The sequence below is a fragment of the Streptomyces sp. NPDC058678 genome, from assembly GCF_042714835.1.
Classification (GTDB): Bacteria; Actinomycetota; Actinomycetes; order Streptomycetales; family Streptomycetaceae; genus Streptomyces.
This window is the reverse complement of record NZ_JBHXSG010000035.1, coordinates 59,111-84,534: the sequence shown is the minus strand read 5'-3', so window position 1 is coordinate 84,534 and position 25,424 is coordinate 59,111. Positions and strand designations below refer to the sequence as shown.

The 25,424-nt window shown below is 70.9% G+C and carries 20 protein-coding genes; 13 read left to right on the top strand and 7 right to left on the bottom strand.

Annotation, left to right across the window (positions count from 1 at the left end; genetic code table 11):
* The first annotated feature begins 46 nt into the window (after positions 1–46).
* The 3 genes from ACFWWR_RS28580 (at position 47) to ACFWWR_RS28570 (ending at position 2,172) form a co-directional block, all read left to right on the top strand.
* Positions 47–628, top strand: a complete 582-nt coding sequence (locus ACFWWR_RS28580; RefSeq protein WP_384306080.1) for a TetR/AcrR family transcriptional regulator — start codon at positions 47–49, stop codon at positions 626–628.
* 88 nt (positions 629–716) lie between these two features.
* Positions 717–1,484 carry an SDR family NAD(P)-dependent oxidoreductase gene (locus ACFWWR_RS28575; protein ID WP_383867844.1) on the top strand — a complete coding sequence of 256 codons (768 nt, stop codon included), beginning with the start codon at positions 717–719 and terminating at the stop codon, positions 1,482–1,484.
* A 46-nt stretch (positions 1,485–1,530) separates the two neighbouring features.
* Positions 1,531–2,172, top strand: coding sequence for a LysE family translocator (locus ACFWWR_RS28570; protein WP_384306077.1), 642 nt, complete (start codon positions 1,531–1,533; stop codon positions 2,170–2,172).
* A 93-nt stretch (positions 2,173–2,265) separates the two neighbouring features.
* Here the strand turns inward: ACFWWR_RS28570 and ACFWWR_RS28565 are convergent, their stop codons facing one another.
* Genes ACFWWR_RS28565 through ACFWWR_RS28555 form a run of 3 tightly spaced genes read right to left on the bottom strand, consistent with a single transcriptional unit; the run spans position 2,266 to position 5,523 of the window.
* Positions 2,266–3,192: an oxidoreductase gene (locus tag ACFWWR_RS28565; protein ID WP_384306074.1), complete on the bottom strand. Its 927-nt coding sequence runs from the start codon at positions 3,190–3,192 to the stop codon at positions 2,266–2,268.
* A 31-nt stretch (positions 3,193–3,223) separates the two neighbouring features.
* Positions 3,224–4,921 (bottom strand): SulP family inorganic anion transporter, encoded by a 1,698-nt coding sequence (locus ACFWWR_RS28560; RefSeq protein WP_384306071.1) that lies wholly within the window; start codon positions 4,919–4,921, stop codon positions 3,224–3,226.
* Positions 4,918–5,523, bottom strand: coding sequence for a carbonic anhydrase (locus ACFWWR_RS28555; protein ID WP_383867852.1), 606 nt, complete (start codon positions 5,521–5,523; stop codon positions 4,918–4,920). Before ACFWWR_RS28555 ends, ACFWWR_RS28560 begins: the two co-directional genes overlap by 4 nt.
* 237 nt (positions 5,524–5,760) lie before the next feature.
* On the opposite strand from ACFWWR_RS28555, the gene ACFWWR_RS28550 reads away from it, so the two are divergent.
* The 3 genes from ACFWWR_RS28550 to ACFWWR_RS28540 all read left to right on the top strand — a co-directional run bounded on the left by ACFWWR_RS28550 (position 5,761) and on the right by ACFWWR_RS28540 (position 9,430).
* Positions 5,761–6,666, top strand: a complete 906-nt coding sequence (locus tag ACFWWR_RS28550; RefSeq protein WP_384306068.1) for a winged helix-turn-helix domain-containing protein — start codon at positions 5,761–5,763, stop codon at positions 6,664–6,666.
* On the top strand, positions 6,663–8,201 hold the full coding sequence (locus ACFWWR_RS28545) for a sensor histidine kinase (protein ID WP_384306064.1): 1,539 nt from the start codon (positions 6,663–6,665) through the stop codon (positions 8,199–8,201). Before ACFWWR_RS28550 ends, ACFWWR_RS28545 begins: the two co-directional genes overlap by 4 nt.
* Positions 8,202–8,269: 68 nt before the next feature.
* The gene (locus tag ACFWWR_RS28540) at positions 8,270–9,430 is read left to right on the top strand and encodes an alkaline phosphatase PhoX (RefSeq protein ID WP_383867858.1); all 1,161 of its coding nucleotides are present in this window, start codon (positions 8,270–8,272) and stop codon (positions 9,428–9,430) included.
* Here ACFWWR_RS28540 and ACFWWR_RS28535 read toward each other — a convergent pair.
* From ACFWWR_RS28535 to ACFWWR_RS28525, 3 genes are all read right to left on the bottom strand, one after another.
* Positions 9,361–9,609: a hypothetical protein gene (locus tag ACFWWR_RS28535; RefSeq protein ID WP_383867860.1), complete on the bottom strand. Its 249-nt coding sequence runs from the start codon at positions 9,607–9,609 to the stop codon at positions 9,361–9,363. The two genes, ACFWWR_RS28540 and ACFWWR_RS28535, sit on opposite strands and share 70 nt — an antisense overlap.
* A gap of 221 nt (positions 9,610–9,830) precedes the next feature.
* Positions 9,831–12,578: a pyruvate, phosphate dikinase gene (ppdK, locus tag ACFWWR_RS28530; protein WP_383867862.1), complete on the bottom strand. Its 2,748-nt coding sequence runs from the start codon at positions 12,576–12,578 to the stop codon at positions 9,831–9,833.
* Between the two features lie 417 nt (positions 12,579–12,995).
* Positions 12,996–14,222 carry an ROK family protein gene (locus ACFWWR_RS28525; protein ID WP_383867864.1) on the bottom strand — a complete coding sequence of 409 codons (1,227 nt, stop codon included), beginning with the start codon at positions 14,220–14,222 and terminating at the stop codon, positions 12,996–12,998.
* Positions 14,223–14,341: 119 nt separating this feature from the next.
* Between ACFWWR_RS28525 and ACFWWR_RS28520 the strand changes: the two genes are divergently transcribed.
* The 3 genes from ACFWWR_RS28520 to ACFWWR_RS28510 all read left to right on the top strand — a co-directional run bounded on the left by ACFWWR_RS28520 (position 14,342) and on the right by ACFWWR_RS28510 (position 19,747).
* Positions 14,342–15,856, top strand: a complete 1,515-nt coding sequence (locus tag ACFWWR_RS28520) for a hypothetical protein (RefSeq protein WP_383867866.1) — start codon at positions 14,342–14,344, stop codon at positions 15,854–15,856.
* Positions 15,853–17,790: a glycogen debranching N-terminal domain-containing protein gene (locus ACFWWR_RS28515; protein WP_383867868.1), complete on the top strand. Its 1,938-nt coding sequence runs from the start codon at positions 15,853–15,855 to the stop codon at positions 17,788–17,790. The genes ACFWWR_RS28520 and ACFWWR_RS28515 overlap by 4 nt, the downstream gene beginning before the upstream one ends.
* A 172-nt stretch (positions 17,791–17,962) precedes the next feature.
* Positions 17,963–19,747: a CDP-alcohol phosphatidyltransferase gene (locus tag ACFWWR_RS28510; RefSeq protein WP_384306061.1), complete on the top strand. Its 1,785-nt coding sequence runs from the start codon at positions 17,963–17,965 to the stop codon at positions 19,745–19,747.
* A gap of 15 nt (positions 19,748–19,762) precedes the next feature.
* Here ACFWWR_RS28510 and dusB read toward each other — a convergent pair whose 3' ends face one another.
* On the bottom strand, positions 19,763–20,905 hold the full coding sequence (gene dusB, locus ACFWWR_RS28505) for a tRNA dihydrouridine synthase DusB (RefSeq protein WP_384306058.1): 1,143 nt from the start codon (positions 20,903–20,905) through the stop codon (positions 19,763–19,765).
* A gap of 97 nt (positions 20,906–21,002) precedes the next feature.
* On the opposite strand from dusB, the gene ACFWWR_RS28500 reads away from it, so the two are divergent.
* The 4 genes from ACFWWR_RS28500 (at position 21,003) to ACFWWR_RS28485 (ending at position 25,389) form a co-directional block, all read left to right on the top strand.
* On the top strand, positions 21,003–22,448 hold the full coding sequence (locus ACFWWR_RS28500; RefSeq protein WP_384306055.1) for an MFS transporter: 1,446 nt from the start codon (positions 21,003–21,005) through the stop codon (positions 22,446–22,448).
* A 94-nt stretch (positions 22,449–22,542) separates the two neighbouring features.
* Complete coding sequence (locus tag ACFWWR_RS28495) at positions 22,543–23,547, top strand: helix-turn-helix domain-containing protein (protein WP_383867876.1); 1,005 nt, start codon at positions 22,543–22,545, stop codon at positions 23,545–23,547.
* Between the two features lie 112 nt (positions 23,548–23,659).
* A complete protein-coding gene (locus tag ACFWWR_RS28490) occupies positions 23,660–24,232 on the top strand; it encodes an RICIN domain-containing protein (protein WP_383867878.1) in 573 nt (190 codons plus the stop codon).
* Positions 24,220–25,389 carry a sialidase family protein gene (locus ACFWWR_RS28485; RefSeq protein WP_384306052.1) on the top strand — a complete coding sequence of 390 codons (1,170 nt, stop codon included), beginning with the start codon at positions 24,220–24,222 and terminating at the stop codon, positions 25,387–25,389. Before ACFWWR_RS28490 ends, ACFWWR_RS28485 begins: the two co-directional genes overlap by 13 nt.
* The last annotated feature ends 35 nt before the right edge of the window (positions 25,390–25,424 follow it).

Below are 25,424 nucleotides of genomic sequence, written 5' to 3'. Positions count from 1 at the left end.
GCGGGTTTCTTGACTGATCGTTCCAACTGCATCTAGGCTCCTGGACGTGGCCAGGACCAAGGAGTTCGATCCCGAAGCCGCGCTGCAGTCAGCTCTCGAGCTGTTCTGGCGGCGCGGCTTCGAGGCGACGTCGATGTCCGACCTGGTCGAGCACCTGGGCATCGGACGCGCCAGCATCTACGCCACCTTCGGCAACAAGCACGAGCTGTACCTGAAGGCACTCCAGCGCTACCAGGAGCAGCTCCCGGACCTGCTGCGGGAGCTGTCCCAGCCGGGTCCCGTACTGCCCGCGGTCCGAGCTGCCGTACGGCGTTACGCGCACGAGGCCGCCACCGAGGAACTGCGTCGGGTTGGCTGTTTCATCACCAACACCGCGGCCGAACTCGCCCCGCACGACCCGGTCGCCGCCCGGCAGGTCGAGCGCAACTGGGACGGCCTGGAGACCGTGCTGCACACGGCCCTGGTCCGCGCGCAGGCCCAGGGGGAGCTGCCCGAGGGCCGGGATCCGCGCGCCCTCGCCCGCATGCTGCTGGTGCTGACGCAGGGCCTCAAGGTCGTCGGCAAGGCGTCGTCGGACCCCGCGCGGGTGCGCGAGGCGGCGGAACAGGCGCTGGCGCTGCTCGACTGAAGGCCGACCCACTGATGACACGGGCCCTCGCCGAGGGCCCCTTCTCACAACCTCATACTGAACCGATCGGTCAAAAAAAGGGGAACTCATGGCCATCGCTCGCTTCACCGGCAGGACCGCCCTCGTCACCGGCGCCGGCTCCGGCATCGGACGGGCCGTCGCCCTCGCCTTCGCCGCCGAGGGCGCGAACGTCGTCGTAGCGGGGCGGCGGCAGGAGCCGCTCGACGAGACGGTGACCCTCATCGAGGCGGCGGGCGGCAAGGCGCTGGCCGTCACCGCGGACGTCACCCGTGCCGCCGACGCCCAGGCCCTCGTGGCCGCCGCCGTGGACCACTTCGGTTCGCTCGAAGTGGCGGTCAACAACGCGGGTGTCTTCCGCGGCGGCGCCCCGCTGGCCGACCTGTCCGAGGAGGACTGGCACACCCAGCTCGACACCAACGTCACCGGCGTGTTCCTCGCCCTCCGGGCCGAGATCCGCCAGATGCGCACCCAGCCGGCGGGCGGCGCGATCGTCAACATCGCCTCCAGCTTCGGCGTCCACACCCGCCACCCCGGAGCCGCCGCCTACTCCGCCTCCAAGGCCGCCGTCTCCGTCCTGACCAGGGGCGCCGCCCTCGACCACATCCGCGACGGCGTCCGCATCAACGCGGTCAGCCCCGGCGCCGTCGACACCCCCATGTCCCTGCGCCCCGGCGAGACGGAGGCCGACCGCGCCGAGCGGATGAGGGAAGCCGTCCCGCTCGGCCGTGTCTCCGCCACGGCGGAAGTGGCCGCCGCCGTCCTTTACCTGGCCTCGGACGACGCCGCCTCGACGGTGGGCACGGACCTGGTGGTGGACAGCGGGGCGACGGCCTGAGATACCTGCTGGAGGCACGGCCGCCCCCCGTGCTTGCATGGGGTTCATGGTGCCTGTCGACCGTCTGCTCCCCTTCGCGGCCATGTCCTTCCTGCTGATCGTGGTCCCCGGTCCCAGCGTGCTGTTCGTGGTCGGCCGGGCACTGGCCCAGGGCCGTCGGGCCGCCCTCACCACGGTGGTCGGGAACACGGCCGGCGCCTACGTGCTGATCGTGGCCGTGGCGCTCGGGGTCGGATCGGTCGTCGAGCGCTCGGTCCTCGTCTTCACCGCGCTCAAACTCGCGGGTGCGGCCTACCTCGTGTACCTGGGCGTCAAGGCGTGGCGGGAGCGCGGAGCGCTGCGGGCCGCCTTCACCGGTGACGGGGCGGCGGCGCAAGGGGGCCTGCGCACGTTCTGGGAAGGGTTCGCCGTGGGGGTTACCAACCCCAAGACCATCGTGTTCTTCGCCGCCGTGCTGCCGCAGTTCGTCGACCGGGGACGGGGGCACGCCGCGGCACAGATGCTGGTGCTCGGCCTGGTCTTCAACCTCATCGCTCTCGCGTCCGACACCGTGTGGGGGCTGGCGGCGGCGACCGCGCGGAACTGGTTCGCGCAGTCGCCCCGGCGGCTCTCCCTGGTGGGCGGGGCCGGTGGGCTCACCATGATCGGTCTGGGCGTGACGGTGGCCGTGACCGGCCGCAAGGACTGACCGGCGCGGGGACCGACCGCCGCGAGGGTCGACCGGCGCGAGGGTCGACCGGCGCGAGGGTCGACCGGCGCGAGGACCCCGGCCGACCGCCGGTCACGCCTTCAGCTGGCCGTACGCCACCCCCGTCAGCTTCTCCGAGGCGGCCCACAGCCGCTCCCCCGCCGTGTCGTTGAGCGTCCACGGTGCTCGCCAGGACGGGCCCGGGCTCCCGCGCCACATCGCCCAGAGCGGGCCGGTGAAGGAGTCCGGGGATACGTCGGGCGCGGTCGCGGCGTACAGGGTGGGCAGGGCGCCCGCCTCGGCGGACTGGGCGAAGAAGCGGTTGCCGACCTCCATGAACCGCTCGCTGACCTTGCGGCCGGCCATCCGGGGGCCCTGGGTCTGAAGATTGGTGGCGGCGTAGCCGGGGTGCGCCGCCGCGGCGACGACGTCCGAACCGTGGGCCGCCAGCCTGCGCGCCAGCTCGTGCGTGAAGAGCAGGTTGGCGGTCTTGGAGCGGGCGTAGGCGGTCCAACGCCGGTACCCGCGCTCGCTGTTGAGGTCGCGGATGTCGATGTTGGCCATCGAGTGCATCATGCTGGCGACGGTCACCACGCGCGCACCCGGCGTGGCGAGCAGCACGGGCAGCAGCAGTCCGGTGAGCGCGAAGTGCCCGAGGTGGTTGACGCCGAACTGCGTCTCGAACCCGTCCGCGGTCGTCCCGTACGGCAGCGCCATCACGCCCGCGTTGTTGACGAGCAGGTCGAGCCGGTCGTACGGGAAGACGGCCGCGAACTGCCGTACGGAGGTGAGGTCACCGAGGTCGAGCCGCGCGAACTCGACCTCCGCGCCCGGCACTTCGGTGGCCATCCGGTCCCCGGCCTCGGTGCCGCGTGCCTCGCTCCGGCAGGCCAGCACCACACGGGCGCCCCGGCGTGCCAGCTCCCTTGCGGCGGCGTACCCGATGCCGCTGTTGGACCCGGTGACCACGGCGACTCGGCCGCGCTGATCGGGGATGTCCTTCTCGGTCCAGCCGGCCATGGCCGACCCTCCCTCCGCTGGCAGGTGAGGTTCAGCCTACGAGCGGGGGACGCTCCAGGTAATCGTCCGGGAGGGGCCGCGTGTCCAGGTAGAACCACTCGGCACCGGGGCCGGGCCCGGCATCGGGCGTCGCAGGCATGTCCGGCTCGACCTCGGCGGGCACCGGCTTCGCCGGTCCCGGCATCAGCAGCTCCACCCGTACGCCGTTCCCTCTCTGCTGGGCCGTGAACTCCTCCACCTGGTTGCGGCAGGCGTGGTCCAGATGGGTCACGCCGGTCAGGTCGAGGCGGATGCGGGGCCTGCCCGAGGCCGCCGCGGCCTCCAGCGCCTCGATGACCTTCGGCAGCCGCAGGAAGGTCGCGTTTCCGGCCATGACGACCTTGGCGGTGTCGTCCTCGACGTGCTGGCGGATCACGGTCTGCGACATCCTGAGCGCGGCCAGCACGATCCCGGCGGCGAGCCCGACGAGCACTCCTTCGAGCAGCGCGGTCGCCACGATGACCAGGGTGGTGAGGGTCATCACCGCGAACTCGCCCCGGTCCTGGCGCCACATCTTCGGGAACTCCTCCGGCGCGAACAGCTTCCAGCCGCTGTGCACCAGCACCCCGGCGAGCACCGAGATCGGGATCAGGGCCAGCACCTGCGGCAGCAGCAGCGCGAACGCGAGCAGCCACAGGCCGTGCAGGGTGCGGGAGAGCCGGGTCTTCGCGCCCGCCTGCACGTTCGCCGAACTGCGCGCGACCACCGCCGTGATCGGCAGGGCCCCCAGGACGCCCGCGACCGTGTTCCCCGCGCCCTGGGCGATGAGCTCGGTGTTGTAGCGGGTGCGCGGGCCGCTGTGCATACGGTCCACCGCGGCCGCCGTGAACAGGCTCTCCGCGGAGGCGATGACCGTGAAGGTGAGGATCGCCGTGATGATCGCCGTATCGGTGAGCCCCGCGAACTGCTCCCCGCCGGGCACGCTCACCGCGGCGAGCAGATTGCCGACCTGGAGCGTCTTCACGTCCACGCCGGGCAGCGCGGCGACCGCGATACCGATGCCCACGGCCACCAGCGCGGCCGGGATCTTCTTCACCGGCCCCGGCACCTTCTTCCACAGGAAGCTCAGCACGACGGTGACGACACCGAGCAGCGTGGCGATCATCGCCTGCCGGTCGGTGAGGATGCCGGCGAACAGCCCCGGGATCCCGGCCATGTTCTCGATCGGCGTGCCGGGCGCCTTCGAGTCGGCCATCGGGTAGGCCTGGCTGAACATCAGCGGCAGCCCGATGCCGGCCAGCATGCCCTGGACGACGGCGAGCGAGATCGCCTGGAACATCCGGCCGAGCCGTACGACACCGAGGACGATCTGCAGGATCCCGGACCCCAGCACGATCACGCCCAGCATGGCCACACCGACCTCGGCGACGGTCTCCGCGACCAGCGCGGCGAGCCCCGCCGCGGGCCCGCTGACCTGGAGCGTGCTGCCCCGCACCGCGCCGACCACCAGCCCGCCGATCACTCCGGAGATGATCCCCAGCTCGGCCGGGACCCCGGAGGCGACGGCGACGCCGATGCAGAGGGGGAGGGCGACGAGGAAGACGACAAGGGAGGCGGTGATCTCGGTGCCGAGGTCGGCTTTGGGACCGGCCTTGCCCGTCGTCGCGCCCCCACTGCTGCCGACCTTGACCGCACTCGCGCCCCCACTCCTGGAGACGGCACCCCGACTGCGCGCATGCGCCCCGCTCATCCGGCGTGCACCCGGAAACGACCGTCGTCGTCGAGCTCGTACACCCGCCCGGTGTCGACCTCGTAGTACCAGCCGTGCAACCGCAGCCGGCCCGCGTCGAGCCGCTGCCGAACCGCCGGGTGACTGCGCAGCGCGGCCAGCTGGTTGACGACGTTGTGCTGCGCCACGTCGGACAGCGACGGATCGTCGGAGGCGTCGGCGAGCATCGGAGCCAGCTCCGGGCGGGCCACCTCCAACCAGGCCCCCACGCCCGGCAGCGCGGCCAGGTCGTCGCCGGACTTCAGCGCGCCCATCGCTCCGCAGTGTGAGTGACCGCACACCACGACGTCCTGAACCCCGAGGACCTCCAGTGCGTACTCGATGGTGGCCGCCTCACCACCTGCCCCGGGCCACCCGTACGACGGCACGATATTGCCCGCGTTCCGCAGCTCGAATATCTCTCCGGGCCGGGCGCCCGTGATGAGCGCGGGTATCACCCGGGAGTCCGAGCAGGTAATGAAGAGCGCCTCGGGATATTGCCCCTCGGCCAGTTTCCGGTATTCGCCGGGCTCGAATTCGACCCGCTGTGTGAACGTGCGGGCGCGGTCCAGAAGTGCCTTCAACGATGCCTCCTCGACGGGAAGTTCGACCAGGTCACCCCAACCGTAGGGGGGTGCGCCCCAGAGAAAGGTTAAGTAACGGCCAGAGCCCGGACAGGAATTGAACATTTCTTGTCCCGCTTCGTGCATGCGCTGTCATCTTGTAACGTGTCGACTTCGGAGCACGAAATGCGGATCCGGGCACCTGGATTCACGCCGATTCCTGGTTCACGGTTCACGGTTCACGGAGAGACGGGACGCATGGGCCTACGAGTACTGCTCATCGAGGACGACGAGACGATCGCCGAACCGCTCACCGAGGGTCTCGGCCACTTCGGACTGACGGTCGACCACGTCGCCACCGGCACCGACGGCCTGAGAGGCCCGTACGGCGATGTCGTCCTGCTCGATCTCGGGCTCCCGGACATGGACGGCATCGACGTCTGCCGGGGCATCCGACAGGTCTCCGACGTCCCCATCGTCATCCTCAGCGCCCGCGGGGAGGAGGCGGACCGGGTGCTGGGCCTGGAACTGGGGGCCGACGACTACCTGGCGAAGCCGTTCAGCATGCGGGAGCTGGTGGCACGGGTGCGGGCGGTGACGCGGCGGACACAGCGGACACAGGCGGTGCCGGAGCCGGTGCCGGGGTCGACGCCGAGGCCGGTGTCGATGCCGTCGTACGACCGTGCGCCGATGCCATTGTCGACGCCGTCGTACGACCGTGCGCCGGTGCCGCCGCAGGTCCCGTCGTACGACCGAGCGCCGGTCCCACCGCCGGTCCCGTCGCACGAACCCCTGTCGCCACCGTCGTACGAGCAACCCGTCTCGGCCGCGGCCCACGCCCCCGCCCCCGAACCCGGCCCGCTCGTCGTCGACCGCCGCACCCGCCAGGTCTGGGTCGGCGAGGACCAAGTCGCCCTCACGCCGAAGGAGTTCGAGCTGCTCGCGCTGCTCACCGAGGACCCCGGCGCGGTCTGCTCCCGGCAGCAGATCCTCGACCGGGTCTGGGACCCGCACTACGAGGGCCCGACCAAGACCCTCGACGTCCATGTCGCCGCACTGCGGAAGAAGTTGGGCCACCCCGCATGGATCCAGACGCTGCGCGGCGTCGGCTTCCGGCTGGCGGTGCACGGCGCGCCGAGCGAACAGCGACTGGGCTCGACATGACCCGTCGCCTCCTGTTCAGCTACCTCACCCTTGCCGCGCTCGTCCTGCTCTGCCTGGAGATCCCGCTCGGCTTCGTGTACTCGCGGGGCGAGCGGGAGCGGGTGGTCAACGCGGCGAAGGACGAGGCCGAGTCGGTCTCCGCGTACGCCGCCCTGTCCCTCGCCGCCGGGCGTGCCGCGCAGGACCTGCCCGCCCGGGTGGCCCACTGCGCCGAGCGCATCGGCGGGAAGGTGGTGGTCGTCGACGACACGGGCGCACCGCTCGCCACCTCGCATCCGCTGACCCCGGACGCGTCCCGCGCCCTGACGTCCCGCCCCGGCATCACGGCCGCCCTGCGAGGCACCTCCACGGTGGACGTCCGCACCTCCACCATCGGCGGGGTGGAATACCTCTCGGTCGCCGCACCCGTGGGCCAGGACGTACGGCCGGAAGGTGCCGTCTGGCTCACGCTCCCGACCCGGACGGTCCACGAACGCGTCCACCACGTATGGCTGTTGCTCGCCGTGGGCGGACTCGGCGTACTGACCGCGGTCACCTTCGTCGGCTTCGGCATCGCCCGCTGGACCGGCCGCCCCATCCGTGAACTGGAGCGCGCGACACACGAGTTGGCGGACGGAGGCCGCGTCCAGCCGGTGACCGTCACCAAGGGCCCGCCCGAAGTCCGCAGCCTGGCCGCCGCGTTCAACCGTACGGCGGCCCGCCTCGCCCATCTCATCGACTCCCAGCACGCCTTCGCCGGCGAGGCCTCGCACCAGCTGAAGACACCGCTCGCCGCCCTGCGCCTCCGCCTGGAGAACCTGGAACCGAACGTCACCGCCCGCGGCCAGGGCAGCCTCACCGCCGCCGTCACCGAGACGGACCGGCTCTCCCGCATGGTCGAGGGCCTGCTGGCCATGGCGCGACTGGAGGAGCACGCGGCCACACCCGGCCCTATCGACATCGGCGCGGTCTGCGCGGAACGCCACCACACCTGGGCGCCGCTCTTCGACCGGCGGAACGTGTCCCTGGTCCTGTTCGCGGGCAGCGTGGGCCCGGTGCTGGCACTGCCCGGGTCCATCGAACAGATACTGGACAACCTCCTCTCCAACGCCCTGCGGGCCTCCCCGCCCGCCACCACCGTCACCATCGAACTCCGCCTCCACGTCCCCGCCCGCCGTGCCCTGCGCGACGCCCGCCCCTGCTGGGTCGACCTCCACATCACCGACGAGGGCCCTGGCATGACCCCCGACCAACGCGCCCGCGCCTTCGACCGCTTCTGGCGCGCGCCCGGTGCCCCCAAGGGCGGCACCGGCCTCGGCCTCTCCCTCGTCCAACGCCTCGCCCACGCGAGCGGCGGCGAGGCGAGCGTGCGCGCGGCGGCGACCGGCGGCCTGGACGCGGTGGTGCGACTGCCGTCGGCGGAACCCATGGCGGGCCATGCACCGGGCGGCGCCACCCAGCGAGGCCGAGAGATGCTGGCACTGCACGTCGCTGGTCATGTACACCGCGCCCCCGCTTCACAGCCCGTCCACAGGGAGTCCATCCCGCGCCCCTAGGGTCCGAGACCGCGCCACCCCGCCGCCGGACCGGTGGCGGGCAGGTCACGACACACCCTGGAGCAAGCGTGGAACGTCGTACCCTCCTGCGTGCGGCCGTCATCGGCGGCTCCTCCGCCGTCCTCGGCGGAACCCTGTGGCGAGGCGCCGCGTACGCGGCCCCCGCCCAACCCGGAGCCGGCCCCTACGGGGCGCTCGGCTCCCCCGACACCAACGGCATCAGACTCCCGAGCGGCTTCACCAGCCGGGTCATCGCCCGCTCCGGCCAGACGGTCACCGGAACGTCGTACACCTGGCACAACGCCCCCGACGGCGGCGCCTGTTACACCGACGGCACGGGCTGGATCTACGTCTCCAACTCGGAGATCAACCCGTCGGGCGGCGCGAGCGCGGTGCGGTTCTCGTCGACGGGCACGATCACGGGCGCGTACCGCATCCTGTCCAACACGCGGCAGAACTGCGCGGGCGGCAAAACCCCGTGGAACACCTGGCTGTCCTGCGAGGAGGTGTCCCTGGGCTACGTCTACGAGACGGACCCCTGGGGCCTCCAGTCGGCCACCCGCCGCGACGCGATGGGCCGCTTCAAGCACGAGGCGGCGGCCGCGGACCCGGTGCGCAGGGTGATCTACCTGACGGAGGACGAGACGAACGGCCGCTTCTACCGCTTCGTACCGACGACTTGGGGCAACCTCTCCTCCGGCACCCTCCAGGTCATGGTCGCCGGCTCCGCCACCTCGGGCTCCTTCACCTGGGCCAACGTCCCCGACCCGGACGGCTCCCCCACCACCACCCGCACCCAGGTCTCCGGCTCGAAGTCCTTCAACGGCGGCGAGGGCTGCCACTACGCCGACGACACGGTCTGGTTCACCACGAAGGGCGACAACCGCGTCTGGCAGCTCAACCTGGCGGCCAACACCTACGAGCTGGCGTACGACGACTCTCTGGTGACAGGCGGCACCGCCCCGCTCACCGGCGTCGACAACATCACCGGCACCACCTCCGGCGACCTGTTCGTGGCGGAGGACGGCGGCAACATGGAGATCTGCGTGATCACCCCGGCCGACGTGATCGCCCCGTTCCTGCGCATCGACGGCCAGTCGTCGTCGGAGATCACGGGCCCGGCGTTCTCCCCCGACGGCACGCGGCTGTACTTCTCGAGTCAGCGGGGGACGAGCGGGAGTTCGTCGGGCGGGATCACGTACGAGGTGCGGGGGCCGTTCAGGACGTAGCACAGCGCATCACGCATCACGTCGTCGACCTGTACGAACACGTTGTGACGGTCGTTGGGGCCCGCACCTATGCGGCGTCCCGACGGCTCGAAGACGCTGTGGTGGGTCCCAGGCGGGATGCACCGGGCACGCGGCTCGACGAGGCGGACCAGCTCGTCGGCGGTAGGTGCTGGTTCCATAGGTGTAGGAGTCGGTCATCGTGCGCCCGACCCTATGTTGCGAGGTCAGCCGCACGAGGCAATGCCAAGAGGGCGGCCCCCCGCACAGGGTGCCGCCCTCTCTTCGTGCTCCGGAATCGCCGCCCATCAGTGAGGGTCGGTCGGGGACAGTCGGCGGTTCCGGCGTTCAGCGGGCCGAAGCCTCAGCAGGTCAAAGCCTCCGCGGCCAAGGCCCGTCGGGCCTACCGGTGGTCACTCCCCGCCGACTGCGAAGCCGCCCGTCCCGCCTCCAGTCGCGCCACCGGGATCCGGAACGGCGAGCAGGAGACGTAGTCCAGGCCGACCTCGTGGAAGAAGTGGACGGACTCGGGGTCGCCGCCGTGTTCGCCGCAGACGCCGAGTTTCAGGTCGGGGCGCGTCGCGCGGCCGGCCTCCGCGGCCAGCTTCACCAGGGAACCGACGCCGTCCCTGTCGATCGTCTCGAAGGGGGAGACGCCGAAGATGCCCTTCTCCAGGTACGCCGTGAAGAACGACGCTTCGACGTCGTCGCGGCTGAAGCCCCACACGGTCTGGGTCAGGTCGTTCGTGCCGAAGGAGAAGAACTCCGCCGCCTCGGCGATCTGACCGGCGGTCAGGGCGGCGCGCGGCAGTTCGATCATCGTGCCGATCGCCAGCTTGAGTGACGTGCCCGTGGCGGCCTCGACCTCGGCCACCACCTGGTCGGCCTCCTCGCGGACGATCTCCAGCTCCTGGACCGTGCCCACCAGCGGGATCATGATCTCGGCGCGCGGGTCGCCCTTCGCGGCCTTGCGTTCGGCCGCGGCCTCGGCGATCGCCCGTACCTGCATGGTGAACAGGCCGGGGATGACCAGGCCCAGGCGTACGCCGCGCAGGCCCAGCATCGGGTTCTGCTCGTGCAGGCGGTGGACGGCTTGGAGCAGGCGCAGTTCGTTCTCGTGGGGCTCCTGGCGGGACTCGGCCAGGGCCACGCGGACCGAGAGTTCCGTGATGTCGGGCAGGAACTCGTGCAGCGGCGGGTCCAGTAGCCGCACCGTCACCGGGAGGCCGTCCATCGCCGAGAACAGCTCGACGAAGTCCTTCTTCTGGAGGGGGAGCAGCGCCTTCAGCGACTCCTCGCGCTCGGTCTCCGTGTCGGCCAGGATCAGCCGCTCGACCAGCTCTCGCCGGTCGCCGAGGAACATGTGCTCGGTGCGGCACAGACCGATGCCCTGGGCGCCGAAGCGACGGGCGCGCAGCGCGTCCTCGGCGTTGTCGGCGTTGGCCCGGACACGGAGGCGGCGCTTCCTGTCCGCGAAGGCCATGATCCGGTGGACCGCCTCGACGAGTTCGTCGGCGTCGTTGGCGCCCGCGTGCATCCGGCCCTCGAAGTACTCCACCACCGGGGACGGGACGACCGGGACCTCGCCCAGGTAGACCTTGCCGCTCGACCCGTCGATCGAGATCAGGTCGCCTTCCTCCACCACATGGCCGCCAGGGACCGTCATCCGGCGCCGCTTGGTGTCGACCTCGAGCTCCTCCGCGCCGCACACACAGGTCTTGCCCATGCCGCGCGCGACCACGGCCGCGTGCGAGGTCTTGCCGCCTCGCGAGGTCAGGATGCCCTCGGCCGCGATCATGCCGTCGAGGTCGTCCGGGTTCGTCTCGCGGCGGACCAGGATCACCTTCTCCCCCGAGCGCGACCACTTCACAGCGGTGTACGAGTCGAAGACCGCCTTGCCGACCGCCGCACCCGGCGACGCCGCGATGCCCCGGCCGACCTTCGCCACCTTCGTGTCCTCGTCGAAGCGGGGGAACATCAGCTGGGCCAGCTGGGCGCCCGTCACACGCTGGAGCGCCTCGGCCTCGTCGATCAGGCCCTGGTCCACGAGCTGCGTGGCGATGCGGAACGCCGCACCCGCCGTGCGCTTGCCGACGCGGGTCTGGAGCATCCACAGCTGACCGCGCTCGATGGTGAACTCGATGTCGCAGAGATCCTTGTAGTGGTTCTCCAGCGTCTCCATGATCTGCATGAGCTGGTCGTACGACTTCTTGTCGATCGTCTCCAGTTCGGCCAGGGGGACGGTGTTGCGGATGCCCGCGACCACGTCCTCGCCCTGGGCGTTCTGGAGGTAGTCGCCGTACACGCCCTGGTGGCCCGAGGCGGGGTCACGGGTGAAGGCCACTCCCGTGCCGGAGTCCGGGCCCAGGTTGCCGAAGACCATCGAGCAGACGTTGACCGCGGTGCCCAGGTCGCCCGGGATGCGCTCCTGGCGGCGGTAGAGCTTGGCGCGGTCGGTGTTCCAGGAGTCGAAGACCGCGTGGATGGCGAGGTCCATCTGCTCGCGCGGGTCCTGCGGGAAGTCCCGGCCTGCCTCGGTCTTCACGATCTTCTTGAAGCGGGTGACCAGCTTCTTGAGGTCCGCGGCTTCCAGCTCGGTGTCGACCGTGACCTTCTTGGCCGTCTTCGCCGCCTCCAGGGCGTCCTCGAAGAGGTCGCCGTCGACGCCGAGGACGGTCTTGCCGAACATCTGGATGAGGCGGCGGTAGGAGTCCCAGGCGAAGCGGTCGTCGCCGGCCTGCTTGGCCAGGCCCTGGACCGACTTGTCGGAGAGGCCGATGTTCAGGACCGTGTCCATCATGCCCGGCATGGAGAACTTGGCGCCGGAGCGGACTGAGACCAGGAGCGGGTCGTCGGCCTGGCCGAGCTTCTTGCCCATGCGCTGCTCCAGCGCGTCGAGGTGTGCACTCACCTCGTCACGCAGTGCCGCCGGCTCCTCGCCGCTGTCGAGGTAGACCTTGCAGGCCTCGGTGGTGATCGTGAAGCCCGGAGGCACCGGAAGGCCCAGGTTGGTCATCTCGGCGAGGTTGGCACCCTTGCCGCCGAGGAGGTCCTTGAGGTCCTTGTTGCCCTCGGTGAAGTCGTAAACGAACTTCACGCTCTCAACGCTGGTGCCGTGCTCAGCTACCTGGGGATCTTTGTTTTCCGACACGGGTCTCGACTCCTCGAGGACGCGGTGGCTGCCCTGACGAGCAGGAACATACCCAGATCAAAGGCTTCTGGGTACGTCCACTTGCCCGTCATACGCCTGTAACCACTCGTCCGCCACCGGATCGAAAGTCAAAGCTGGGCACGCGGATACGGGCGCATGTTTTCACTTCTTGAACGCAAGAGCGCTCACTTTCCTGAAATTCTGCTCACATGAGCGGCTGCGAGCCCGTCCGTTTTCGATCGATGAACGATCAAGGGGTGGCACTCAGTGCCACCCCTTGGAGAAGTGCAATCGAGCACCATCCGCTCATCTGAGCGCAAGCCTTATCAAGGGTGGCGATAATCACGCTGTCACAGGCGCCGGAATTTCACCATGCGGACGCGTCTCCGGACCGAAACAACCTCGAAAAGATCGTGGTCACACCCCCAGTGCGGCCAGCCGTTCCTCCACCCGCTCCGGCGCGTACAGGTGCTCCACGACCATCGCCCCCGCCCCGACCAGGCCCGCCCGCTCCCCGAGCCGCGAGGTGACGACGTCCAGATGAGCGGTGGAGCGCGGCAGCGCGCGCTGGTACAGCAGCTCGCGTACGCCCGTGAGGAAGGCGGTTCCGGCCAGATCCCCCGCGATCATCAGAACGCCCGGGTTCAGCAGCGTCACGACCGTCGCCAGGACGTCCCCGACCTGACGGCCCGCGTCCCGTGCCAGCGCCGCCGCCTCCGGGTGCCCGGAGGCCAGCAGGTCCCGTACGTCCGAGCCGGACGCCGCCGGCACCCCGGCCTCGGCCAGCCGCCGTGCCACGGCGCCACCGCTGGCGACGGCGGCGAGACAGCCGTAGGAGCCGCAGCGGCACAGCGCGTCGGCGCCCGCGGGGACCCGGATGTGGCCGAGGTCGCCCGCACCTCCGTCGACGCCTCGGTAGATCGAGCCGTCGACCACGACTCCGGCGCCGATGCCCGTCGACACCTTCACCAGCACGAAGGCCGAGCAGTCGGCATATCTCGTGCGCTGTTCGCCGTACGCCATGAGGTTGGCGTCGTTGTCGACCAGGACGGGTACCGGCCCGGCACCGGAGTGTTCGGTGAAGGCCCTCGCCATGCGGCCTCGTATGTCGTAGCCGTCCCAGCCGGGCATGATCGGCGGCTGTACGACGCGGCCGGTGTCGGTGTCGACCGGGCCCGGTACCGCGAGGCCGATGCCGCAGACCTCGTCCGGCCGGTGGCCGGCCTTCTCCAGGAGTTCGGCGAACCAGCGGCCGATCTCGCCGAGTACGGCGTCGGGGCCGTCCTCGATGACCGGCGTGCCGCTGTGCTCGGCGAGGATCTCGCCGGTCAGCGACAGGACGGCCGCACGGGCGTGCCGCGTGTCGAGGTCGGCGGAGAGGACGACCGCGTGCGCGTCGTCGAACTCGAGGGTGATGGAGGGGCGGCCGCCGAGGGGTGAGTCGACGGGGCCGCCGGCGCCCTCGCGGAGCCAGCCCGCGCGGAAGAGGCGGTCGAGGCGGTGGCCGACGGTGGCGCGGGAGAGGCCGGTGGCCTGTTGCAGGGCGCCCCGGGTGGTGGCGCGGCCGCTGCGCACCAGTTCGAGCAGATCTCCGGCGCTCGCCTGACTTCCCGTTCTGCCGGTCCTGCCGGGTCGTCCGGTCATGCGCACCCCCTTGTGTTTCTCAAGCTTGCATTACATATTGAGTTTTGCGTGTTAAATAGACGTAACCCTACGGTAGCCACTGCCGAACTGGTCGGCCGTACGTCTTCGGGGAGCCTTGAGTGGATCGCGCAACGCAGCTCACCGCCCGCAACACCGGGCACTTGACGCCCGTGGGCACCATTTCCTCACCACCCTTTTCCGGGCATGGTGAGGTGCCGGTGCCGGAGGCCGTTGCATACGATCCGCCGTCCGCGACACATGCGCCGCCGACGGCACGTTCCCTGCACCTCAGGGCCGCCCACGTCCTGGAAGGCAACTGGACCGGCACCTCCACGGTCCCCTCGCACGGCCTGTACCCGCACCAGTGGTCCTGGGACTCGGCGTTCATCGCGATCGGCCTGCGCCACCTGTCGCCGTTACGGGCGCAGACGGAGCTGACGACGCTGCTCGACGCCCAGTGGGGCGACGGGCGGATCCCGCACATCGTCTTCAACCCCTCCGTCCCGCTCGACGCGTACTTCCCGAGCCCCGACTTCTGGCGCTCCTCGACCGCGGGGCGCGCTGCGGGCGCCCCGCGCACCGTACAGACCTCGGGCATCGTGCAGCCACCGGTGCACGCGCTGGCCGCGTGGCTGGTGCACTGCGCCGACCCGGGGCTGTCACGGGCGCGCGGCTTCCTCGCCCGGGTGTATCCGCGGCTCGCGGCCTGGCACCGGTACCTGCTGCACCGGCGGGACCTGGGCGGGGGGTCGCTGGCGTCCGTCGTGCACCCCTGGGAACAGGGTATGGACAACAGCCCCTGCTGGGACGCCCCGCTCTCCCGCGTCACACCCGCCCCAGCCCGTTCCTTCCGCCGCGCCGACCTGGACCACGGCGCCCCGGAGGACCGGCCGACCGATCTGGACTACGGGCGGTACGTGCGGCTGGCGACGGACTACCGGGACGGCGGATACGCGGACGGCGCGGGCGACTTCGCGGTGGAGGACCCGGCGTTCAACGCCCTGCTCATCGCCTCCGAGCACGCTCTCGCGCGAATCGCGCAGGAGCTGGGCGCCGAGGGAACGGCCCGGCACGCGCGAGCCGAGCGGCTGACGGCGGCGCTCGTCGAGCGGCTGTGGGATCCGGCGGAGGGGATGTTCTTCTGCCGGGACGTGCGGGGCGGGGGGCTGATCCGCGAGCGCAGTGTCTCCGGAGTCGTGCCGCTGCTGCTGCCCGGCCTGCCGCGGGAGATCACGGACGCGCTCGTCCGCACGCTGGGCGGGGAGCACTTCGGGCTCGGCGACTCGACCCGCCTGGTCCCGAGCTACGACCTGCTCGGCGAGGCCTTCGACCCGCACCGCTACTGGCGCGGCCCGGCCTGGTTCAACACCAGCTGGCTGGTGGAGCGCGGGTTGCGCACGCACGGCGAACAGGGACGGGCCGACGCGCTGCGCCAGGCCGTCCTGGACACCGCCGGCACGTCCGACTTCGCGGAGTACGTCGACCCGTACACCGGCGAGGCCTGCGGGGCGACCGGCTTCAGCTGGACCGCCGCGCTCACGCTCGACCTGCTGCACACCGGCCCGGGAGACGACATGTCCCCCACGGGCATCCGGACGTTCGAGATGAGTGACAGGGGAGGGGACCGGGGATGACGGACCGGCATCATCTGCTCGTGCACGGCGGGACGTTCGCCGCCGTGGGAGACGGCGGGGACATCAGCGGCGTACGGGGCGGCAGTTCCCCGGACGGATTGTTCGTGCGCGACGCCCGGCATCTGAGCCGGTGGCAGCTCACCGTGGACGGCGCGGTGCCCGAGGCGCTGTCGCCGGTCGCCGACGGGGACACCGCGCGGTGTGTGCTCGTGCCGCGCGGCGGACGTCAGGAGCCGCCCGCGTACACGCTCTTCCGCGAACAGGCCGTCGGTGACGGCTCGTTCGTCGAGTCCCTGCGGGTGACCAGCAACCGCCCGGTGCCGACGACGGTCCGGCTCGCGGTGACCGCGGACGCCGACTTCACCGACCAGTTCGAACTGCGCTCCGACCACCGTACGTACGCGAAGATAGGAGCGACCCGCTCCCGCCAGGTCCTCGACGACGGTGTGGAGTTCGCCTACCAGCGTGGCGAGTGGCGGTCCTGTACGACGGTGACGGCCGAGCCCGCCCCGGACGGCGTCGAGGAGACCGGCACCGGCGCCCGTCGCCTCGTATGGACCCTGGATCTCGAACCGCACGGCACGGCCGAGCTGATACTGCGCGTGATGGCACGGCCGCACGGGGACAAACGGGCGCTGCGGGTACCGCGCTCCCCCGCCGCGCTGAACGACCAACTCCTCGCTCTGGAGGGCGAGTTCGTGGAGGGCGTGGCCTTCCCGACCGGCTGGCCGGAGCTGGCCGCGGCCTGTGCCCGCGGGCTCGCCGATCTCGCCTCGCTCCAGGTGCCGGCGACCGGGCCGGACGGCGAGGAACTGCGCGTGCCGGCGGCGGGCGCGCCCTGGTTCCTGACCCTGCTGGGCCGGGACGCCCTGCTGACCTCGCTGTTCGCGCTGCCCTACCGGCCTCGGCCGGCCGCCGCCACACTGCTGGCGCTCGCCGCCGCCCAGGCGACGGAGACCGGCCCCACGGCGGTCGCCCAGCCCGGCAAGATCGTGCACGAGGTGCGGCACGGTGAGCTGGCGCACTTCGGGCAGGTGCCCTACGGCCGTTACTACGGCTCGGTGGACGCCACCCCGCTGTTCCTCGTGCTCCTCGGCGCTTACGTCGAGTACACCGGGGACACGGACCTGGCCCGCCGCCTGGAGGCCCACGCCCGTGCGGCGATCGGCTGGATGCTGGACCACGGCGGGCTGACCTCGCGCGGCTACCTGGTCTACCGCGCCGACCAGGGCGGCCTCGCCAACCAGAACTGGAAGGACTCCCCCGGCGCCATCTGCTCGGCCGACGGCAGCCGCGCGAGCGGCCCGGTGATGGCCGCGGGGGCCCAGGGCTACGCGTACGACGCGCTGCGCCGCACCGCGTGGCTGTCGCGCACGGCGTGGGACGACCAGGTCTACGCGGCCCTGCTGGAGCAGGCCGCCGCCGACCTGCGCGACCGCTTCCAGCGCGACTTCTGGATGCCGGACCACTCCTTCCCGGCCCTCGCCCTGGACGGTGAGGGCAACCAGGTGGACGCGCTGGCCTCGGACGCCGGGCATCTGCTGTGGTCGGGGCTCCTGGACAAGGAGTACGGCGAGCTCGTCGGCCGACGCCTGCTCGAACCCGACTTCTTCTCCGGCTGGGGCGTGCGCACGCTGGCCGCGGGACAGCCGGCGTACCACCCGTTGTCGTACCACCGGGGTTCGGTGTGGCCGCACGACAACGCGCTGATCACGCTGGGCCTGGCCCGCTACGGACTGCACGACGAGGCCCGCACGGTCGCCCACGGCCTGGTCGACGCGGCGACGGCGACCGGGCACCGGCTGCCGGAGGTCCTCGCGGGCTACGGCCGGGACACGCACGCGGAGCCGGTGCCGTACCCGCACGCGTGCGTGCGGGAGTCGCGGTCGGCAGCGGCTCCGCTGGCGCTGCTCACGGCGGTCGGGGGCGCCTGACAAGGCCCACGACGGGCCCGTTGGTGAGGCGTTTGCCCGGTGTTTGCCGAGCGCTGGGCAAATGGGCTGAACAGCGGACGGAGGCGAACCGTACGGGAGTACGGCGGATGCGGTGCCCTGCTTCGGGCCCTCGTCCGCCGTATCACCGGGCTTCGTACGGAAGGACCTTCGGGTGTCGGCAGAGGCGACTGAGGCAACCGAGGCGACGGGCGACGCCCTACCCGAGGAAGACGCCGTACCCGGCGAACCCGTACCCGGCGAGGAGACGCCCGGCACGCTCAAGGTCCGTCTCGCCCACTGGCGTTCCTGGCGCACCCGGCACCCCGCCGCCGCCCGCGCCCTGAGCTGGACGACCACCGGTCTCGCCGCCGTCCTGGTCTACGGCGCCCTGGTGCTGCCGAACACCGTCAGCGCGCTCCAGTACAACCGGTTCACGCGGCTGCCGGCGGAGGCGATCGTCGGTGCTGTCCTGGTGCTCGCGCTGCCGCGCCGGCCGCGGGTGGTCGTGGCGGCGCTGTGCGGGACGCTCCTCGGCGCGCTGACCGTGCTGAACCTGCTGGACATGGGGTTCATCGAGTACCTCGGCCGGGGCTTCAACCTGGTGCTCGACTGGGGGCTGCTGGACGACGCCCAGGCGTACGTCGAGGACTCCATGGGCAGGGCGACGGCCATCGGGGCGGCGGTCGGCGCGGTCGCCCTGGTCGTGCTGCTGCTGGTAGTCATGGCGCTGGCGACGGTCCGGCTGAGCAACCTGTTGGTCCGCGACACCCGGACCGCCACCCGGGCCACCCTGATCGCGGGCACCGTCTGGATCACCTGCTCCAGCCTCGGCCTCCAGGTCAACGGCATGCCGATCGCCGCCGACCGGGCCGGTTATGCGCTGAAGATCCAGGCGCGGCGGGTGCAGGACACCCTGCGCGACGAGGCCGCGTTCGCGAAGGAGGCGAAGACCGACACCTTCGGCAACACCCCGGGCAGCGAGCTGCTGCCCGACCTGCGCGGCAAGGACGTCATCTTCACGTTCATCGAGAGCTACGGCCGCAGCGCGCTCGAAGACCCGGAGATCGCACCCGGCGTCGACCAGACCCTCGACGCGAGCACCGAGGCCCTGGAGAAGGCCGGTTACCGCGCGAAGAGCGGCTGGATGACCTCGGCGACGTACGGCGGCAGCAGCTGGCTCGGCCACTCCACCACCATGTCGGGCCTGTGGATCGACAACCAGCAGCGCTACCGGACCGTCATGTCCAGCGACCACCTCAGCCTGACGAAGGCGTTCGGGAAGACCGGCGCCTGGGACACGGTGGGCATCATGCCGGGCGTGCAGAAGGGCTGGCCGGAGCAGGAGTACTACGGCCTCGACAAGGTCTACAACGCCTTCCATCTGGGTTACAGGGGCCCGAAGTTCAGCTGGTCGACCATGCCGGACCAGTACACCCTGGAGGCCTTCCAGCGTCTGGTGCACGGCAAGAAGCGCGACAAGCCGCTGATGTCGGAGATCATCCTGACCTCCAGCCACCAGCCGTGGGCGCCCATCCCGAAGCTGGTCGACTGGGACGAGCTCGGCGACGGCTCGGTCTTCGGCCCGATCCAGAAGGCCGGCGTCGACCCCTCGGAGCTCCTCACGAACTCCACCCGCTCCAAGGAGGAGTACGGCAAGTCGATCCAGTACTCCGTCACCAGCCTCACCCAGTGGCTGGAGCGCTACGGCACCGACGACACCGTCCTCGTCTTCCTCGGCGACCACCAGCCCATCGCCCGGGTCAGCGGCGCGGGCGCCAGCCGTGACGTACCGGTCACGATCGTCGCGAAGGACCCGAAGGTCCTCGACAAGATCGCCGCCTGGAACTGGACGGACGGCCTGAAGCCCGCCAAGAACTCGCCGGTGTGGAAGATGAGTGCGTTCCGGGACCGGTTCCTGACGGCGTACGGGTCGACCCCGCACCCGTCCGAGGGCTGAGCCTCCACACCGGGTTCAGCCCCCGGACGTGTCCAGTTCCGCGTCCTCGCCGATCCCCGCGCAGTCGTACGGGTCCTTCAGCCAGCCGTCCGGCAGCACCACGCGGTTGTTGCCGGAGGTACGGCCGCGGGGGCCGTCGGCGCCGGTGGGCCAGGGCTGGTCGAGGTCCAGCTCGTCGAGGCCGGTGCGGAGTTCGGCCAGCGAGGAGGTGATGGCGAGGCGCTTACGCATCTCGGAGCCGACCGCGAAGCCCTTCAGGTACCAGGCGACGTGCTTGCGGAAGTCGATGACCCCGCGCGCCTCGTCGCCGATCCACTCGCCGAGCAGGGTGGCGTGGCGGACCATGACGTCGGCGACCTCGCGGAGGGAGGGGCGTGCGATGTCCTCGGTACGTCCCTCGAAGGCCGCCACCAGGTCCGCGAACAGCCACGGCCGGCCGAGGCAGCCGCGCCCCACGACCACTCCGTCACAGCCCGTCTCGCGCACCATCCGCAGCGCGTCCTCGGCCGACCAGATGTCGCCGTTGCCGAGCACGGGGATCTCCGGCACGTGCTCCTTGAGGCGGGCGATGGCGTCCCAGTCGGCCGTGCCGCCGTAGTGCTGGGCGGCGGTGCGGCCGTGCAGGGCGATGGAGGTGACGCCCTCCTCGACGGCGATGCGGCCGGCGTCGAGGAAGGTGATGTGGTCGTCGTCGATGCCCTTGCGCATCTTCATCGTCACCGGCAGGTCACCGGCGCCGCTGACGGCCTCGCGCAGGATCGCCCGCAGCAGGTTGCGCTTGTACGGGAGGGCGGAGCCGCCGCCCTTCCGGGTCACCTTCGGGACCGGGCAGCCGAAGTTCAGGTCGATGTGGTCGGCGAGGTCCGCCTCCGCGATCATGCGGACGGCCTTGCCGACGGTCGCCGGGTCGACGCCGTACAGCTGGATCGAGCGCGGCGTCTCCGTCGCGTCGAAGCGGATCAGCTGCATGGTCTTCTCGTTGCGCTCGACCAGTGCCCGGGTCGTGATCATCTCGCTCACGAACAGGCCCTTGCCGCCGCTGAACTCCCGGCACAGGGTACGGAAGGGCGCGTTGGTGATCCCGGCCATGGGGGCGAGGACGACCGGCGGCCGGACGGTGTGCGGGCCGATCTGGAGAGGGGAGGCGGGCGTGGACATTCCCCCATTGTCGCGTACGGCGAGGGGTGGTCGGCTGCGTGATCCTGCAACAGTCATTAGTTAGACACACTATCGATATCGGCGTACGCTGGAACGCATGCCCGAGCTCAGCCACCGTCGACGCATGCTCGTGCTCGCGATCTGCTGCATGAGCCTGCTGATCGTGAGTCTGGACAACACCGCCCTGAACGTCGCCCTGCCGTCCATGCAGAGAGAACTGCACGCCAGTACGGCGGGCCTGCAGTGGACCATCGACGGCTACACCCTGGTCCTCGCCTCCCTGCTGATGCTCGCCGGATCCACCGCCGACCGGATCGGCCGCAAGCGGGTGTTCATGGCGGGCCTGATCGTCTTCACCCTCGGCTCGGCCCTGTGCTCCGTCGCCCCGAACCTGGAGATGCTCGTCGCCTTCCGCATGGTGCAGGCGGTGGGCGGTTCGATGCTCAACCCGGTCGCCATGTCGATCATCACGAACACGTTCACGGACCCGCGCGAGAGGGCGCGGGCCATCGGTGCGTGGGGTGCCGTGGTCGGCATCTCCATGGCCGCGGGCCCTCTGGTCGGAGGGCTGCTGGTGGAGTCCGTCGGCTGGCGGTCGATCTTCTGGGTCAATCTGCCGGTGGGGCTCGCCGCTCTGCTGCTCACGCTGCGCTACGTCTCCGAGTCCCGTGCGCCCAAGGCCCGGCGGCCCGACCCGGTCGGCCAGGTCATGGTGATCGCCCTGTTCGCTTCCCTGACGTACGCGATCATTGAGGCGCCGAACGCCGGGCTCACCTCGGTCCTGCCGTTCGCCGCGCTGGCGGTAGCCGCGCTGGCGGGACTCCTGTGGTTCGAGCCCCGGCGCGACGAACCCCTCATCGACCTGCGGTTCTTCCGGTCGGCGCCGTTCAGCGGGGCGACGGTGATCGCGATCGCCGGGTTCGCCGCGCTGGGCGGGTTCCTCTTCCTGTCGACGCTGTATCTGCAGAACGTACGAGGGCTGGACGCGCTGCACGCGGGGCTGTGGATGCTGCCGATGGCCGTTCCGACGTTCCTGTGCGCGCCGCTGTCGGGGCGTCTGGTGGGCAGCCGGGGCCCGCGGCTGCCGCTGCTGATCGCGGGGGTCGCGATGACGACGAGCGGGCTGTTGTTCGCCGCCTTCGACGCGGAGGCGTCCGACGTCACGCTGCTCCTCGGGTACGTGCTGTTCGGGGTGGGCTTCGGTTTCGTGAACGCGCCGATCACCAACACGGCGGTGTCGGGCATGCCGCGCAGTCAGGCGGGGGTCGCGGCGGCCATCGCCTCCACCAGTCGGCAACTCGGCCAGACCCTGGGCGTCGCGGTGGTCGGCGCGGTCCTGGCGGCGGGCGTGAGCGTCTCGTCGTACCGCGACACCTTCGTCTCCGCGGCCGTCCCCGGTTGGTGGATCCTCGCCGGATGCGGCCTGGTGGTCCTCGTTCTGGGCGCCGCGACCACCGGAACATGGGCCCGACGGACGGCCGAGCGGACCGCGGAGCGGCTGGAGGCGACGGACGTCCGGGATGCGGCGAGCGTCAGCGCCTGAGCAACGCGAGCCGGACGCCGAGGGCTGAAGTACTCTCCGCACGGGCGGTGACGGACCAGGACCGCCGGGGAACGTGGGTGGAGGTCGGGGCGGGATGATCGGGACTGTGTTCCGGACCGAGGACGTACCGGTGGAGGACAGGTTCGAGTACTGGCGGCAGGTGATGAGCCTGGCGATCGCACCCAGCGAGATGAGCAGTGACTACGCCGCGGACTTCCGGGCGGAGCAGCGGTTGCTCGAACTGGGGCCGGTGCGCGTGTGGCCGACCCGGATCCGGCCGACACGGTTCCAGCGGAACGCGCGGCTGGTGCGGCGGTCCGACCCCGAGGAGTACCACCTGTCGCTGGTGCTCGGCGGCGGGATGGGCTTCGACCACGTGGGGCGGGCCGACACGTACGGACCGCACGACCTGTGGCTGTCCGACACCTCACGCCCGTACGACGTACAGCCCTACGGCATGCGGCCGTCGGCCGACCAGGACATCCCCTTCATCACCGGGGTGGGTGTGGACTTCTCCAAGACGCTGCTGCCCCTGCCACCGGCCCGGGTCCGGGAGTTGCTGGGCAGGCGGCTGTCGGGGCGGGAGGGGACGGGCGCCCTGCTGACGGGCTTCCTCACCGGCCTGGACCGGCAGTCCGACTTCCTCCAGCCCGCCGACGCGCCGCGTCTGGGCATGGTCCTGGTCGACCTGCTGGCGGCATGGCTCGCCCACCTGCTGGAGGCGGAGAGCGCCCTGTCTGCGGAGACCCAACGCCGGGTCACGGTCACCCGCATACGGGCGTTCATCCGGCAGCACCTGCACGACCCGGAACTGCGGCCGCCCGTGATCGCCGCCGCGCACCACATCTCGCTCAGCTACCTGCACCGGCTCTTCCAGGAAGAGGGGTCGGGCGAGACGGTGGCGGCCTGGATCCGCGCTCAGCGGCTGGAGGGCGCCCGCCGCGATCTGGCCAACCCCGCGCTGTACACCACGCCCGTCCACACCATCGCCGCCCGCTGGGGCATCCCCCGCGCCTCCGACTTCACCCGCGCCTTCCGCACCGCGTACGGGATCTCGCCCACGGAATACCGGTTCCAGGCCCTGTTCGAGGGCGAGTAGACGCAGCGTCAAAGCCCTGTGGACCCAGTGGTAACGACAGCCTCAGTACCCGCTCCGCATTCTGGTGACGTGATGAGCACGTACGTTTCACCCGAATCGAGAGAACTCCTCCATGGGTAGACCCTTCCGGATGCCCCTCGCCATGGCGGCCGTCGCCCTGCTGACCGCGCCTGTCCTGACCGGTTCCTCCCTCACCGGCACGGCGACGGCGGCAGAGACCGCCAACGCCACCACGACCACCACGACCGCGGCGGTCACCGCCGAGGCCGCCGCGGACCCGGTCTACGCCCGCCTCTACAACCAGGGCACCGGAAAGTGCCTCGCCGTGCCGGGCGAGTACACGGACGTCGAAGGCGCCGAGCTGATCCAGTGGACGTGCAGCACCAGCGAGACCCAGTACTGGGCGCTCATCCCCGCGACGGGCGGCTACCAGGTGAAGAACCTGGCGAGCGGCATGTGTCTCGCCATGGCGAGCAGCACCAAGGTGCAGGGCGCCAACCCCATCCAGTGGCCGTGCGACGGCGGTGACGGCGGCGAGCAGGTCTGGGCACACGACTCCATCGACCGGCTGACGAACGCCAACAGCAAGTTCTGCCTGGCCGTCCTCGGCACCGAAACGGCCAACGGAGTCAAGCCCGCTCAGTGGACCTGCGGCACGAACAAGGATCAGCAATGGCTCTGGTAACGGAACAACGGTTCTCGCGACGGCCCCGGCCGGCCCTCCTGGCAGGTCTCCTCGGTCTCGTCGCCGCGCTGCTGGTGACCCTGCTCATCGCGCCCGACCGCGCGTCCGCCGCGAGTATCTCCGCCCCGCAGGTCGCCTACCAGAACACGGCGACCGAGGGCGACGGGCCGCGCACCCCCGACATCATCAGCACCAGCGCGAACGACGCGGTCGTGGTGTGGCGGGAGGGCACCACCGCCACGGTGATCACCGACACCTCGGGACCGGTCGTCGACCACGGGTACATCCGGTACTCGTACACCACCGACGGCGGCGCGAGCTGGAGCCGCCCGCAGACGCTGGCGCAGGAGACCAGCGAGCACTCCTGGCACTACGTCGAGCTCTACAAGACGGGCGACCGCATCCTCGCGTACATGGGCAGAACCTCGCCCGCGAACCGCAGAGGCCTGCCGATCGACGCCATCGTCGCCAAGGAGAGCACCGACGGGGGGCACACCTGGCACGACTTCACCGTCAATCTGCCGCTCGCCGACCACGGGAACCTCGCCCTGGCCGGACGCCCGGTCCAGATGGCCGACAAAAGATATGTCATGCCGGTCTGGTGGACGGGCCGGAAGGTCGGGGCGCTGTACTCCACCAACCTCCAGGACTGGACGGCCGGCACCGCCGCCCCCAACCCGACCGACCACCTGCCCGGCGAACCGCAGTTGGTCATCTCCCAGGACGACCCGAACCAGCTGCTCATGGTCGCCCGCAGCAGTCCCCCTGACGGCACATCACCGACGTTCGCGCTGACCGCCACCAGCACGAACGGCGGCGAGTCCTGGAGCAACCTCGCCCTGGACACCAACGTGCCCAACAACGACTCCAAGAGCTACTTCACCAAGGACAGCACCGGCCGGTATCTGACCATCTACAACACCGCCCGAGACCGGCTCGCCATGAACTACCGGACCAGGAGCCCCGGCGCGGCCTGGTCGAGCAGCAAGCCGTTCGCCAACCCCGACGGCCCCAACGACCCGACACCGGCCGGAACAGGCGCCGGCTGGGACACGTACCCGATGGGCGACGAGTACGCGCCCGGCAAGTACTTCATCGTCTGGGAGCACGACACCTCGGCCATCCTGGTGAGCAAGCTCGACATCTCCGACACGTAGACCGACCGGCTCCGCCGACCCGGCTGCTTCACGAG